14 protein-coding genes are annotated in these 13,371 nt (G+C 70.7%); 6 read left to right on the top strand and 8 right to left on the bottom strand.

What is annotated here, in order from left to right; all coding sequences use genetic code 11:
* Nucleotides 1-20 precede the first annotated feature (20 nt).
* Nucleotides 21-812 carry an alpha/beta hydrolase gene (locus ACH413_RS35240; protein WP_360038389.1) on the top strand — a complete coding sequence of 264 codons (792 nt, stop codon included), beginning with the start codon at nt 21-23 and terminating at the stop codon, nt 810-812.
* A 119-nt stretch (nt 813-931) separates the two neighbouring features.
* Complete coding sequence (locus ACH413_RS35245) at nt 932-3,475, top strand: NACHT domain-containing protein (protein ID WP_360038392.1); 2,544 nt, start codon at nt 932-934, stop codon at nt 3,473-3,475.
* Here ACH413_RS35245 and ACH413_RS35250 read toward each other — a convergent pair.
* Nucleotides 3,472-3,936, bottom strand: a complete 465-nt coding sequence (locus ACH413_RS35250) for a nuclear transport factor 2 family protein (protein WP_360038395.1) — start codon at nt 3,934-3,936, stop codon at nt 3,472-3,474. The two genes, ACH413_RS35245 and ACH413_RS35250, sit on opposite strands and share 4 nt — an antisense overlap.
* A 79-nt stretch (nt 3,937-4,015) precedes the next feature.
* Entirely contained in the window at nt 4,016-4,912 is an 897-nt protein-coding gene (locus ACH413_RS35255) for an oxidoreductase (protein WP_360038398.1), read from the bottom strand.
* A gap of 97 nt (nt 4,913-5,009) precedes the next feature.
* Here ACH413_RS35255 and ACH413_RS35260 point away from each other — a divergent pair, with 97 nt between their 5' ends.
* Entirely contained in the window at nt 5,010-5,432 is a 423-nt protein-coding gene (locus ACH413_RS35260) for a PLAT/LH2 domain-containing protein (protein ID WP_360038400.1), read from the top strand.
* A 48-nt stretch (nt 5,433-5,480) separates the two neighbouring features.
* Here ACH413_RS35260 and ACH413_RS35265 read toward each other — a convergent pair whose 3' ends face one another.
* The 3 genes from ACH413_RS35265 to ACH413_RS35275 are packed head-to-tail and all read right to left on the bottom strand — an operon-like array spanning nt 5,481 to nt 7,812.
* The gene (locus ACH413_RS35265; protein ID WP_360038403.1) at nt 5,481-6,266 is read right to left on the bottom strand and encodes a DUF1963 domain-containing protein; all 786 of its coding nucleotides are present in this window, start codon (nt 6,264-6,266) and stop codon (nt 5,481-5,483) included.
* 35 nt (nt 6,267-6,301) lie between these two features.
* The gene (locus ACH413_RS35270; protein WP_360038406.1) at nt 6,302-7,216 is read right to left on the bottom strand and encodes an SDR family NAD(P)-dependent oxidoreductase; all 915 of its coding nucleotides are present in this window, start codon (nt 7,214-7,216) and stop codon (nt 6,302-6,304) included.
* On the bottom strand, nt 7,213-7,812 hold the full coding sequence (locus ACH413_RS35275) for an NAD(P)H-binding protein (RefSeq protein ID WP_360038785.1): 600 nt from the start codon (nt 7,810-7,812) through the stop codon (nt 7,213-7,215). Before ACH413_RS35275 ends, ACH413_RS35270 begins: the two co-directional genes overlap by 4 nt.
* Nucleotides 7,813-7,903: 91 nt before the next feature.
* On the opposite strand from ACH413_RS35275, the gene ACH413_RS35280 reads away from it, so the two are divergent.
* On the top strand, nt 7,904-8,530 hold the full coding sequence (locus ACH413_RS35280) for a TetR/AcrR family transcriptional regulator (protein ID WP_360038409.1): 627 nt from the start codon (nt 7,904-7,906) through the stop codon (nt 8,528-8,530).
* Here the strand turns inward: ACH413_RS35280 and ACH413_RS35285 are convergent.
* Together ACH413_RS35285 and ACH413_RS35290 are read right to left on the bottom strand one after the other, a co-directional pair.
* Nucleotides 8,474-9,112, bottom strand: coding sequence for a response regulator transcription factor (locus ACH413_RS35285; RefSeq protein WP_360038412.1), 639 nt, complete (start codon nt 9,110-9,112; stop codon nt 8,474-8,476). The two genes, ACH413_RS35280 and ACH413_RS35285, sit on opposite strands and share 57 nt — an antisense overlap.
* On the bottom strand, nt 9,109-10,302 hold the full coding sequence (locus tag ACH413_RS35290; RefSeq protein WP_360038415.1) for a sensor histidine kinase: 1,194 nt from the start codon (nt 10,300-10,302) through the stop codon (nt 9,109-9,111). Before ACH413_RS35290 ends, ACH413_RS35285 begins: the two co-directional genes overlap by 4 nt.
* 165 nt (nt 10,303-10,467) lie before the next feature.
* On the opposite strand from ACH413_RS35290, the gene ACH413_RS35295 reads away from it, so the two are divergent.
* Complete coding sequence (locus ACH413_RS35295; RefSeq protein ID WP_360038418.1) at nt 10,468-11,547, top strand: ABC transporter permease; 1,080 nt, start codon at nt 10,468-10,470, stop codon at nt 11,545-11,547.
* The gene (locus ACH413_RS35300) at nt 11,544-12,236 is read left to right on the top strand and encodes an ABC transporter ATP-binding protein (RefSeq protein ID WP_360038421.1); all 693 of its coding nucleotides are present in this window, start codon (nt 11,544-11,546) and stop codon (nt 12,234-12,236) included. The genes ACH413_RS35295 and ACH413_RS35300 overlap by 4 nt, the downstream gene beginning before the upstream one ends.
* On the opposite strand, the gene ACH413_RS35305 is transcribed toward ACH413_RS35300, so the two are convergent.
* Nucleotides 12,217-13,338 (bottom strand): cellulose binding domain-containing protein, encoded by a 1,122-nt coding sequence (locus tag ACH413_RS35305; protein ID WP_360038424.1) that lies wholly within the window; start codon nt 13,336-13,338, stop codon nt 12,217-12,219. The two genes, ACH413_RS35300 and ACH413_RS35305, sit on opposite strands and share 20 nt — an antisense overlap.
* Nucleotides 13,339-13,371 lie beyond the last annotated feature (33 nt).

Raw genomic sequence — 13,371 nt, forward strand, 5'->3', positions numbered from 1 at the left:
CGGCACAGCGAGGGGTGCGTGTGGAGATCGACGGAGTCCAGGTCCACGGCGAGGCCGGGACGCCCGTGCTGCTGCTACCCGGCGGCGCCGAGGCCTGCGACGGCTTCTTCCCCGGCCTGCCGGAAGGCCTGGCAGCGAACCCCGGCGCGCGGGTGATCGTGCACGACCGCCCAGGCACCGGCACGAACGCCGAGGACGGATCGCTGGCAGACGCCGCGTCCCACCTGAGCGCCCTCGTCGACCGGCTGGGCTGCGGCCCGGTCGTGGTGGTCGGGCAGAGCCTCGGCGGCGCCGTGGCCGTACTGCTCGCGCGCGACCACCCCGAGCAGGTAGCGGGCCTGGTCCTGCTGGACCCGACGCCGATCAACGATCCCGGCGTGTGCGCCGGCCTCGAACGCATGATGGGCCTGTTCGGCAAGCTGGCAGCCGTGCCAGGACTGCGCCGCCCCCTGGCCGCGACCTTCCGATCCGCGGCCCTGCGATCCGCGCGAGGACGTGATCTGCGGCCCGACTGCCTGGCCGCACTCGAACGCACCGCGGACCTGGACATCCGAACGCTCGCCCGAGCGGTCCGCGGCATCACGGAGATCTCCCGCGGCGTGCGGGAGTCCGACCTCCCCCGCCTCCCCTCGGTGCTGGTGACGGCCGACCGCAAGCCGGACCACGCCGTCCGCCTCGCCCACGACCGGCTCGCCACGGCACTCGGCGCGGACGTGGCGGCCTGGCCGGGCGCGACGCACAGCGTCCACCTCGACCACCCGGACGAGGTCCTCGCCACGGTGCGCGACCTCATCGCCCGCGTCCAAAGCTAGGCGCGGCGCAGAAGCTTCATCGGCGTGAACGGGATCGTTCCGGCCGGGCACGCATGCCCCCAGTGTCATCACTGGTCACTACGTGTAACGGCGCCTGAGAGCCGAGCGACTGAACGAACATGCGCAACGGCGTGTTGTGGCTCATCGTCGCCACGAACCTGGCGGCGGCGCTCGCCGCCATCGCCACGAATGTGGCGACCGAGCGCATGCCCGAGAAGTGGCAGCCGCACCTGTGGCTGGCGTGGCCACTGCTCGGCCTGCTGGTCGTCAGCGGCATCTGGCTGGCGATCAGCCTGCACCGTGCGGGCACACCACGGGAGGTCACGCCGGAACGGGCCGCCTACAACCGCGAACGGATGCTCGCCCAGGTCCGCACCCGATGGATCGACGGCGTGCTGGCGCGCTCGGTGTACCGGCAGACGCTCGTCGACCTGGGCCTGGAGGATCGGCCGGAGGCCTTGGTCAGGCCGTGGGACGTGCTGCTCGACACGCCCGAGGCCGGCCGCCGGGTGTTGACGGCCGGCCAAAGCCTTCGTGACGTCATCGCGATGAGCGACGGACTGCTGGTGCCGGGTGCGCCCGGCGCGGGCAAGACGACGATGTTGCTGACGCTGCTGGAGGAACTGCTCGACGCCGCGGCTCGTGACGACACCGCGCCGATTCCCGTGGTGTTCCCGTTGACCTCGTGGGCCTCGAGCGGCAAACCGTTGCGAGCGTGGCTGGTCGACGAGTTGCGAGGACGGCTCTACGGCGTCTCGCCAGACCTGGCCGAGCACTGGGTCGCCAACGATCGCATCCTTCCTCTGCTCGACGGTCTCGACGAGGTGTCATCGGATCGGCGACTGGCTTGCGCGCGTGCGATCGATCAGTTCCACAGTGGACATCAGTTGCTCCCGCTGGTGGTCACCAGTCGGCTGGCGGACTACGAGGCGCTGGGGTACCAGCTTTCGCTCGGGGCGGCCGTTCTGATCCAGCCGTTGAGCGAGCCCCAGACGATGAAGTACCTGAAGCGCTTCGGGTCGGCGCTCGCGGGATTGCGCCAGGCGCTCGCAGAAGCTCCTGTGCTGTGGGACTTGTTGCGCACGCCGTTCCTGTTGAGCGTCGCGGTGCGTGCCTACGAAGGACGCCCCGCCGCCGATGTGGGTCGTGCGGGCTCGTTGGAGGAGGGACAACGCCACCTCCTGGAGGCCTTCGTGGACCGCACCTTGCGCCGCAAGGGACAGCTTGCCGGGTTCACGCCGGAACAGACCGTGCGCTGGCTCGCCTACATCGCCCGTTCGCTCGCAGAACGGCTCGAGATGTTTTACGGACCGGAGTTCATCAGCACGAGGTGGCTCATTCCGACGCACCGCCGTCGCTTGAACCGGCTCGCGGCACTGCTCGGCTCGGTGTTGCTGGGCGGCGCGGTAGGGCTGCCGATCGCCGTGGTCATCCACCCGGTCACCGGACTGGGCACGGGGCTGTTCACCGCGATCGTCTACGGCATGATCATGAAATCGAGCAGCCCGCCGAACGTGTCTCTCGTCGAGGGTGACTCGTTCGGCGGACGTGTCTTTCTGGTCCTGATCTCCTGGATCGCCTTCGGGATCGTCCTGGGAGTGGCCCTGCCAGTGCTCGGTGGCGCGCTGGCTCTGATCGCCAGCGTGCCGGTGGGAATCGTCGGCGTTCTGTTCGGGGCGTCCTTCCTCGATCTCATGCTCGGGATGCTGGGAATCGGTGCTCTGTGGGGCCTGCTACTCGGCCTGACCATGCCCGCCCCCTTCTTCTCCGAGCTGGAGGTCTACGCAGGCGGAACGCGGCGCGGTGGCGACGCGCTGCGGGACACTTGGTGGTTCTTCTGCCTGATCACCGTGGGCGTGTCGACACTGGCGGCATTGGTACTGGAAAGCCACTGGGGCGCGATGGAAGTGCTCGCAGGCGCGGTGTTCGGTCTGGCGTGCGGCTACCTCTACTGCGGCCGAGCCCTGCTCGGGCATTGGGGCAGCCGCGCCGTGATGGCCGGGGTGGGCGTCGTCCCGTGGCGGCAGACCGCCTTCCTCGACTTCGCGGAATCACGGATGCTGATGCTCAAGGTGGGCGACGGCCACATGTTCGCCCACCGGCTGCTGTTCGAGTACTTCGCGACGCTCGAACCCACCCACGTCAACAGTCGCTACGCCTCGGATGGTCTCCCGGCCGCCGATCTGCGACCGGAGGCGTTGCTCGCCAGGGCGAGACGGGGGCGACCCGGTGACAACGTGATCCGCGTTCTGACGTTCGCGAGCTCCTTCCTACCGGCTTCGGTGTGGACACCTACCGCGGTGGAAATCGTCAGATCCCTTGACGACGGTTCTCCGGCAGTTTCGGAATCGAACGAGAACTCCGAGACACTCGACGTGCTGCTCGCCGTCCACCGGCTGATCGCGACAGCCGCGTTTCCTCCGCACGCTGCAGCCAGCGCGGTGGCGTTGGGAGAGCTGTTGGCGGCACTCCTGAAGGATCCTGCGGAACCGCCGCTTCGGCTCAGCTACTTCCAGAGATACTTCGACGACGCGATCTCCGCCCTCAAGGCCACCTCCACCGGAGACGACCAGGACCTCGCCGGTCGGCGAGCCGCCGTCCTGAAGACGTTGACAGAGCAGGACTTCTATCGCAGCGCACGCACGCTGAGAGCTGTCGACTAACTGACATCGCCGTCGACACGCCCGTCGAGCTCACCCGGCGACAGGACCACGGTGGAGTTGTGCTCCCGGATGATCCGCCACCCGGCCGGCGTCCGGTGCCAGACCAGCGACGTCGTGGTCCGGATGTCCGTGACACCACCGGGTGTGACGATCCGCGCCACGAACCTCAGGGTGGACGCGGCCAGATCGCCCGACGCGACGACGTGCGGTCCGTCGTCGATCGCGTGGTGCGCGGACACCATGTCGCGGAAGGCCGGCTCCCAGATCGCGCCGTAGCCGGCGGCGGTCGTCGCGACCCTGTGTTCGGGGTCGAAGTCGTCGTAGAGGCGGACGTCCGGTGAGCCGAAGTCGTAGAACTCGCCGAAGACGCGTCCGAAGTCGAAGGGCTCGTCTCCTTCGCGGCGGTCCCAGCCGAACACCCACCGGCCGTGCAGCTCCGCGATCACCTGTTCGTCGTTCATGATCTCGACGCTAGGACCGGGCCTGGATTTCCGGCAGGGTGCGTCACACCCACCCGGAACCCTGGGCAGGGCGGCGAACTCAGGGCTTCGCGGTCAGCGGAAAGGTCACCCCGGTGAGCCGCTCCGACGCCTCCCACAGCCGCCGCGCCAGCACCGGGTCGCTGGCCGCTGCCGACCGGCCCACCAGCGCGGGGTGGCCGTGCAGTTCGAAACGTCCGTCCGGGCCGACGTAGCTTGCGCCTGGCAGGTCCTGGGTCGCCGCGTACAACGACGGCTGCGCGCCCTGGGCCTCGGTCTGCGCGAGATAACGCCCGGCCAGGTGCACGATCTTGACCAGCTGCGGGTTGCGGCCCTTCGTGCCCAGGTTGGTCGCCGAGTAGCCGGGGTGCGAGGACAGCGCGCGCACGGACGATCCCGCCTCGCGGCAGCGCCGTTCCAGTTCGAGGGTGAACAGCAGGTTCGCCAGCTTCGACCGGCCGTAGGCCTTCACCGGGGTGTAGCCGGAGCGGGCGAAGTCGAGGTCGTCGAGATCGAGCACGCCCGCCTTGTGCGCGCCGGAGGCCACGGTCACCACTCGGTCGGTGATCGAGGGCAGCAGCAGGTTGGTCAGTGCGAAGTGGCCGAGGTGGTTGGTGCCGAACTGCAGCTCGAACCCGTCCGCCGTGTGACCGTGCGGGGTCATCGCCACCCCTGCGTTGTTGACCAGGACGTCGAGTTCGCCCTGCCAGCCCTCGGCGAACGCGCGCACCGACGCCAGGTTCGCCAGGTCCAGTTCACGGACCTCGGTGTTGCCGGACATGGCGGCCGCCGCCCGTTCGCCGGCGGCGACGTCGCGCACCGCGAGCACCGTGCGGGCCCCTGCGGCGGCGAAGGCGGTCGCCGTGCCGCGGCCCACGCCGCTGGCCGCACCGGTCACCACGACGGTGCGACCGGTCAGGTCGGGAAGGTCGCCGGCGGTCCACCCGTGCTTCGTCATGATCGCGAGCTTAGGCGGCCGCTGGACGACCACTGACGGGCCACCGTCCCGCGCGACCGTATCGGCGTCACGGTTCACGTCTACAGGAAGAGAGAAGATGAAGATCCGCACTGTGCTGCTCTCCGCGGCACTGGTCGTCCTCGGCTCGCTCACCGCGGTCGTTCCCGCCTCGGCCGACGGCATCAGCACCTACTACCTCACCTTCCGCACCGGCAACCTGCCGAACGCGGACACCGAGGATCCCGTCCGGGTGACGATGTTCGGCACCGCGGGCAAGTCCGACCCGATGCAGTTCGACCGGGACTTCAACCGCGGCGAGACGTGGACGTCCGGCCCGCACCGGCACCCGTCGTTCGGCACCATCGGCTACATCAGCCTGGGCAAGGGCGGCCGGGAGTCCGACGCCTGGTACTCCGAGTACGTCGACATCCACGAGGAATCCAGCGGCACGGTCTACCACTGCGCGGTCAACCAGTGGTTCCCGAAGGAAAGCCTGACGCGGTTCTACGCCTGCTCCTGAGCTGAACGCCCGGCGCGGGCGCGAGTGCGCCCGCGCCGACATGCGCTCTCACGGATTCCAGTCCAGGAGAACCTGCGTGCGGTCGAAACGTCGTGCGACCAGGTCGTCGCGGCGGATCACCCAGAAGATCGCGGCTCCCCCGCCCGACCGGTAGACGTTGAACTCCAGCAACAGAACCTGGTCCTCGTCGGCGACGGTGCCGAGGACCGCGGTCTCGGCCGCGGCACACCCGTTGTTGTCGGTGCCGTACCCACCCAGCACCATGCTCGCTCCGCCCCACTGGTCCGCCCACACCTCGGCCAGCGCCTCGGAGTGGGGGTGCCCCGGCACCGGCAGGAGGTAGACGGGTGGCGGCGCGTCGACCGTGCCGACGAACGGCAGGGAAACATCGGCCGTGAGGTGGATGTCGCCTTGCGGGTACTCGTCGTAGATCTCCTCGAACTGGTCGCTGCAAGCCGGGTAGGACTCAGGATCCAGTTCCCGTTCCACGACTTCCGCGCCTTCCGGCACGTACAGCACCTCGCCCATCCCCGGCTCTTCCGGATAGCCGAAGAACAACAGCTTGCCGTCCGTCGGCAGCGGAAGATCCGTCGCGTCCCGGGGAAGGGCGGCGCAGTCGATGGTCGCGACCAGGGGGTACTCCTGCGTCTCGACGCCGGCGGGAAGCATGATCGGACCGCCGAACCTGCCCACGACCGGCCCGTCCCCGTCCAGTGTCAGGAGCGCGGACGGGCGAACGAGCTCCAGCCACCGGTCCACGTCGGGTTCCGGGATGTTCCGCACGAGCGCCTCCGTGCGGATCTGGTCGAGGATCTTCACGTTCCTGGGATTCACGGCGGCACCGTAGCGCGGGGTACCGACATTTCTGCTCAGCCGCCGAGCGCTGCCCAGTCGGCACTGAGCTGCCAGGCCTTGGCGCGCGTGGCAGGGTCGTAGGAGATGCTGGGCGACCGTTCTTCCTTGTCCCGCACGTAATAGCGGCCCGTCACGGTCGCGAGGCCAGGATCCGCGGCCAGGCGCAAAGCGGCCGCCGCGCCCGCTTCCGGTGTCAGCAAACGACTGTGGATCAGTGACCGGAACGGGGTGAGCACGGCGGGCGTGATGTCGTCGACGATGCTCGTGCTCACGAGTCCGGGATGCACGGCGTTCACCGTCACGCCCTCGTCCTGCCACCGGTCGGCGAAGACGTAGCCGCAGATCGTGCTCAGCAACTTGGCCCTCGCGTAGGCGGTGAACGGCGCGAAGCCCTCGGCGGGATTGAGCTCGCGCAGATCGGTGACACCCGCCAGGTCGAGCGGGACCGGCCGGGGCCTGCCGAACAGCGGCACGCTTCGGGTGTCGGACATGGTCGCCGAGACGACGTTGACGACACGGCTGGGCGCGGCGGCATGGAGACGGTCGTGCAGGAGGTACGTGAGCGTGAACCCGGCCAGGTGGTTCACGGCCAGATGCGCTTCCACGCCGTCGACGGTCAGGCGCCGGTCGCGGTAGTGCGCCCCGGCGTTGTTGACCAGCAGGTGCAGCCGGTCGTGACGTCGCGAGAACTCGGCGGCGAGCCGGTGCACGTCGGCGCGGACGCCCAGGTCGCCCGTGAGCACCTCCACCCGGTCGGCGCCGATCTCGCGGCGCAGGGCCTCCCCGCGTTCTCCGTCGCGGCTCGTGATGACGACGTGGGCGCCGGCGCGGACCAGCTCCGCGGTGATCACCCTGCCCATTCCGCCGGCGCCACCGGTCACCAGCGCGACCTGGCCGCTCAGATCTGTCCGACCACTGTGGACGGTCATGCGGCGATCCTCGGGGTCTGGTGGACGAACGCCGGTCGCACGGCCTCGCGCACGAGGAAGTCGGCCAGGTCGGCGCGCGACACCGAGGAGGTCACGGTGATGCGCAGATCGTTGCCCGTGCGGTAGCCGCCGGTCGCCGGGGTGTCCTTCAGCGCGGGCGGGCGGACGATCGTCCAGTCCACATCGGACTGCCGGATGAGCGCCTCCATCACCTCCTTGTCCCGCATCTTGTGCTTGACCGAAGCCCAGAGCAGCAGGGAGTACAGCGATCGGTCACGGCTCTCCGCCGCACCGTGCGCGCTGACGGCCACAAGGCGGCGCACGTTGGCCGCCTTCATCGCGAGCAACGCGGCGCGGATGCCGTCCGAACAGACCGTGGACGGGCCGGGGTCGTTGGTGCCGAGCACGCTGATGACCGCGTCGTGGCCCGCGACGACGTGGGCCAGGTCGGTCAGCACCGGAAGCACCACCGCGGTCAGACCGGGCGCGGACGGGATCGCGTCGCTGCGGCGCACGACGGCCGTGACGGCGTGCCCGGCGCGCAACGCGACGTCGACGACAGCCCGTCCAGTGCCACCGCTCGCACCCAGGACCACCAACCGGGAACTCTGTGAGTCATCTTGTCTCATAAGTTCCACTCTGCCGTCCCGCGTGCTTCTGAGTCAAGTTGTCTCATAAGATGGCGCCATGGCCGACTCCACCGACCCGCGCATCACCCGCAGCCGCGAGGCGATCCTCTCCGCCGCACGGGAGCTCCTCCGCGAGGACGGTCCGGCCGCGGTCACCCACCAGAACGTCGCCAAACGCGCGGGAGTCGGGCGCGCGACCGTGTACCGCCACTGGCCACAGCCGAGAATGCTGCTCGACGACACGATGGCCGGTGTCCGGATGCCGTTCTTCCGGGACCCCGTTCCGCCCGTCCGTCCCTGGCTGGCGCGGCAGATGCGCACGCTCGCGGACGAACTGGCCCTGCCCGAGATCCAGGCGGTGACCGCGGCGCTGTTCCACGGAGCACCGGACGAGCCCGACGCGACCGCTCGGCGGGAGCAGCTCATCGCCACGATCAGCGGCCAGCTCGGCACGGCCCTGGACTCGGCGGCACGGACCGGCGAGCTTCAGGCCTCAGCCGACCTCCAAGACGCCCCGGCGATCCTCATCGGCCCCCTGGTGTTCCGCGGCATGTTCGAACGCCGCCCCGTCACCGACGCGATGATCGACCACCTGCTGAACGCGATCGGGACCTGGACCGCGTCACCCTCACCTGCGGCGGATCAGGCCGATGTCGGTCGCGGTCGCGACGGCGGCGGTGCGTGAGTCGACGCCGAGTTTGGTGTAGCAGCGGGCCAGGTGCGACTTCACCGTGCCTTCGGTGAGGTGCAGGCGCGCCGCGACGGCCCGGTTGGACAGCCCGTCGGCGACCAGGCCGAGCACCTCGATCTCCCGGCGGGTCAACGCGGCGTCGGGCAGGCGCATGCGGTTCAGGAGCCGGTCGGCGACGGTGGGCGCCAGGGTGGTCCGTCCTGCGGCGGCGGTGCGGACGGCGGCGGCCAGGTCGTCGGGATGGGCGTCCTTGAGGAGATACCCGGTGGCACCCGACTCGATGGCGGGCAACGTGTCGGCGTCGGTGTCGTACGTGGTGACGATGAGAACGCGGGGCGCGCCGGGACGAGCGGTGATGGCGGCGGTCGCCTCGGCTCCGGTCATTCCTGGCCCGAACCGCAGGTCCATCAGGACGACGTCGATGTCGCCCTCGCCGGCGCGCGCCACGGCGGCTTCGGCGGTCGCGGCCTCGGCGACCACGACGAGGCCGGGTTCGGTCTCGAGCACGGCCCGCAGACCGGCGCGCACCACGGGGTGGTCGTCGGCCAGGAGGAGGCGGATCGGGGTGCCGGTCATGACAGGGCCTGCGGCAGGGGAAGCCGGGCGGCCAGCGCGGTGCCGTGGCCGGGGGCCGACTCGACGCTGAGAGAGCCGCCCAGCGCACGGACGCGGGCGCGCATGGCCGCCAGGCCGAACCCTCCCTCGCCGGGATCGGGAGCGGGCAGGCGCTCGGGGTCGAAGCCGGTTCCGTCGTCGACGACGCCGAGCGCGATCTCGTCGCCGAGGTGGCCCAGGGTGATCTCGACGGTGGTGGCGCCCGCGTGCCGGACGGTGTTCGCGACGGCGGCCTGGGCGATGCGCAGCAGGGCGACCTCGTGCGCCGTCGGCAGCGGGACCGGATCGCAGGTGAGGTGGAACCGCGCGGTGATCCGGTGACGGGTGCTGGTGGTGGCGCACAGGCGTTCCAGGGCACCGGCCAGCGTGGTGTCGTCGAGGGCGGGCGGAGTGAGGGCTGCGACGAAACGGCGTGCCTCGGCGAGGTTGTCCGCCGCGGCCTGGCGAGCCTGGTCCACGTAGCGGGCGGCGTTGCCCGAGGTGTCCGGCAGCTGCCGTTCCGCGGCGCGCAGCAGCAGCTGGATGCTGGACAGGCCCTGGGCGAGGGTGTCGTGGATCTCGTGGGCCAGGCGTTCCCGTTCGGCCAGCACCCCGGCGGTGTGCTCGGCGCGGGCCAGCTCGGCGCGGGTCGCGGTGAGCTCCTCGATCAGGCGCCTGCGTTGCTCGCTCTCCCGGTAGAGCGCCTGGTAGCCCCGGACGACGGCGACCGCGACGGCGGCGCCGAGCAGCGGGCCGATCGCGGCGGCCGGGTTGAAGACGCCCTGGTGCGCGCTGAAGGCGGTGACCGCGGCCAGCGCCGTGGCGATCACCGCGACCAGGCCCGCCCGGCGCGGCAACAGGTGGAGCTGCAGGAAGTACAGGGGGAAGGCCACCCACACGCCGTCGGCGGTCAGCACCACCAGGACCAGCCACACGGCGCTGACGGCACCCAGCCACAGCGCGGCGACGGGCCGGGACGTGCGGACGCGGGGCAGCACCGGTCCGGCCGCGTACAGCGCGCCGCAGACCACCGCGACCACGACGATCGCCGTGGCCCGAGGATGTCCCCCGGCGACGGCCCGTGCCATCGCCAGGACGAGCAGGGCGAGGAACAGGAGGTGCAGGCACCAGGTCAGCACCCGGTTGGTCGGTGTCAGAGCGGCGGCGTTCACGGTGTGTCCAGGCTACGTCCGAGCAGCGGGAGCCGCCTCTGTCGAAAGGTGTAGGCGGGGCGCTGTCTTCCGGCTCGGGAAGTGCCATCCACGGCCAGATGCCGCGACGGGGTGCCGACGGCGACCGTGGAGACGTACCGATCCCCCGCTGTGAGGACAGAGGCCTTGTTCGTCGCCTGGAGAGAACTCCGGTTCGCCAAGGGGCGTTTCGCCCTGATGGGAACCGTGATCGTGCTGATCACCCTGCTGGTCGGGCTGCTGTCCGGCCTGACCGCCGGACTCGGCCGGCAGAACGTCTCCGCCATCACCGGCCTGCCCGCCGACAGGATCGCCTTCGCCGCGCCCAGCGGTGATCAGGGGCTGTCCTACGCCGACTCCACCGTCACGGAGGCGCAGTGGCGGCAGTGGGCCACCGCCCCAGGCATCACCACCGCCGAACCCCTGGGCATCACCACCACCAAGGCCACCGCGGGCGGCCGGAGCGCCGGTGTCTCGGTCTTCGGCGTCCTCACCGGATCTCCTCTCGCCCCGGACGGTGGGAAGCTCACCGAGCACTCCGCGGTGCTGTCCACCGCGGCCGCCGCCGACCTGGGCATCCAGTCCGGTGACAGCATCTCCCTGGGCGGACGGAAGCTGACCGTGGCCGCGGTGTCCGGTGACGCGTCCTTCAGCCACACCCCGGTCATCTGGACCACCCTCGACGTCTGGCGGGCGACCGCGCCCCCGTCCAGCAGCCAGTTCGGGACCGTGATCGCCCTGACCACGACCTCCGGCACCGATCTCGCCGCCACCGACCACGCCGCGGGCACCAGGACGGTCTCCACGGACGACTCCCTGTCCGCGATCGGCTCCTACGCCTCCGAGAACGGCTCCCTGCAGCTGATGCGCGGCTTCCTGTTCGCCATCTCCGCACTGGTCATCGGCGCCTTCTTCACCGTCTGGACCATCCAGCGCAGCGGTGACGTGGCCGTCCTCAAGGCGCTCGGCGCCACCACGGCCGGGCTGCTCAAGGACGCGCTGGGCCAGGCCGTGGTCCTGCTCGCGGGCGGAACCCTCATCGGCACCGGCCTCGCCGCGGGCCTCGGTGCCGCCCTCGCCGGCTCCGCCGTCCCGTTCGTGCTCACCCCCGCCACCGTGCTCGTGCCGGCCGCGGTGATGGTCGTGCTCGGCGCGCTGGGAGCCGCGCTCGCGATCCGCCGCATCACCTCCGTCGACCCGCTGACCGCCCTGGGGAGCACCCGATGAGCCTCACCCTGACGGACGTCACCCTCACCTACCCCGACGGCGAGTCCCGCCTCACGGCACTCGACCAGGTCAGCCTGGACGTCCCCCGAGGAAGCCTGACCGCCGTGGTCGGCCCCTCCGGCTCCGGCAAGTCCAGCCTGCTCGCGGTCGCCGCCACCCTCATCGCCCCCGACTCCGGCACGGTCACCGTCGACGGCACCACGACCACCGGCATGACCCGCGGCGACCTCACCGACCTGCGCCGCCACAAGATCGGCATCGTCTTCCAGCAGCCCAACCTGCTGCCCGCCCTCACCGCGTGCGAACAGCTCCAGGTCATGGCCCAGATCGACGGCCGCTCCCCGGCCAAGGCCCGCGCCCGCGCGTTGGAGTTGCTCGACGCCGTCGGCCTCGCACCGCAGGCACAACGCCGCCCGCACCAACTCTCCGGCGGCCAGCGCCAGCGCGTGAACATCGCCCGCGCCCTGATGAACGCCCCCACCGTCCTGCTGGTCGACGAACCCACCAGCGCCCTCGACCACGAACGCGGAGCCGTCGTCCTCGATCTCCTCACCCGGCTCACCCACCAGCGGGCCACCGCCACCGTCCTGGTCACCCACGACCGCGGCCACCTCACCGACGTGGACCAGATCGCCGAGGTCCACGACGGCCGCCTCAGCCCCGGCGCGCTCAGGCCGGTGTGCAGGTGATCGACACGATGCCGGGCGAGACGCCACTGCCGACGACGTCGAAGGTGGTGGACCTCCCCGCTTCGAGCGCGCCACCGACCGCGTGGACCGCGGAGCCGGACTGGGTCACCTGAGCCGCGGACGCCTTCTCCACGTGCTGGCCGTCGGGGAACGTCCAGTCGAGGATCCAGCCCTGGACCGGCGAGTCCCCGACGTTGGTCACCTCCACGACCGCGCGGAACCCGCCCGTCCAGGTCTCCTCGACGTTCAGGGCGGCGTAACACGACGCGGGAGCCCCCAGCGCCCGCTTGGGCTTCTGGTCTGCCACGGAGACGGAGAAGTTCTCGATGGCGTTGCCCGCACCTCCGCGCCACAGGTTGAACCCGGCCTCGACCGCGATCAGGTACCAGTCCGGCGAGACCAGGCCGCGTCCGACGGAGTCCCCGGTGAACGCGCTGATGTCGAGGTCCTTGACGGCAGTGGCCTCACCGATTCGTTCGTAAGTGATGCGCACACGCCCCTGATCACGCGCCAGCCACACGTTCCACCGGGCGTCCGAGATCGACACCTCCCGGGCGAGCAGAACACCACCTGGCCGGACACCACCGCGGCTGCGGAGCCAGATCACCATCTCCGCGCCGTCCGGTGTGCCCTCGGCAACCGGCCCGCTGTGGAACCACACCACGTAGGCGGCGTTGTAGACCCCGGTGTCGACCTGGCTGCTGACCCAGTTGCTCGTGACCCGCGGCATCGCCGACACCTGGACCGGCAGGCCGCCGACATCGGTGCACTCCTGCCAGTGACACCCCTTGAGCAACGACGGCGTGGCAGCGGGGGCGCCGTCCGGCGACACGTCGTGCTCGGCACTCTCGATCCGCAACGACTGGTCCCCGACGGTGATGCACTGAGGTGTCGCGGCGTTCCACACGTTGTTCTGGGCGAGGTAGTCCTTCCCGCCGGCCGGAACGACGCCGTCCTTGGCGCAGAGCGAGACACTCGCGCCCGCCGCGGGCCCGACGTTCGACAGGACCAGGCCGACCAGCGCGGAGATCAACGCCCCGCCCAGCCCGAGCACCACGAACGCGGCGGCGACGCGGAAGGCGATGTGAGCGGTGGGATTCATCCGTGCTCCTCCTTCGGTGGCCCCGGCACCACG

Source organism: Lentzea sp. NPDC020367, from assembly GCF_044387305.1.
Classification (GTDB): domain Bacteria; phylum Actinomycetota; class Actinomycetes; order Mycobacteriales; family Pseudonocardiaceae; genus Lentzea.

Excerpts from the sequence above, each read along its gene's own strand:
- ACH413_RS35245 (WP_360038392.1), top strand. The coding sequence starts at position 932 with ATGCGCAACGGCGTGTTGTGGCTCATCGTCGCCACGAACCTGGCGGCG.
- ACH413_RS35250 (WP_360038395.1), bottom strand. The coding sequence starts at position 3,936 with ATGAACGACGAACAGGTGATCGCGGAGCTGCACGGCCGGTGGGTGTTC.
- ACH413_RS35255 (WP_360038398.1), bottom strand. The coding sequence starts at position 4,912 with ATGACGAAGCACGGGTGGACCGCCGGCGACCTTCCCGACCTGACCGGT.
- ACH413_RS35260 (WP_360038400.1), top strand. The coding sequence starts at position 5,010 with ATGAAGATCCGCACTGTGCTGCTCTCCGCGGCACTGGTCGTCCTCGGC.
- ACH413_RS35270 (WP_360038406.1), bottom strand. The coding sequence starts at position 7,216 with ATGACCGTCCACAGTGGTCGGACAGATCTGAGCGGCCAGGTCGCGCTG.
- ACH413_RS35280 (WP_360038409.1), top strand. The coding sequence starts at position 7,904 with ATGGCCGACTCCACCGACCCGCGCATCACCCGCAGCCGCGAGGCGATC.
- ACH413_RS35285 (WP_360038412.1), bottom strand. The coding sequence starts at position 9,112 with ATGACCGGCACCCCGATCCGCCTCCTCCTGGCCGACGACCACCCCGTG.
- ACH413_RS35300 (WP_360038421.1), top strand. The coding sequence starts at position 11,544 with ATGAGCCTCACCCTGACGGACGTCACCCTCACCTACCCCGACGGCGAG.
- ACH413_RS35305 (WP_360038424.1), bottom strand. The coding sequence starts at position 13,338 with ATGAATCCCACCGCTCACATCGCCTTCCGCGTCGCCGCCGCGTTCGTG.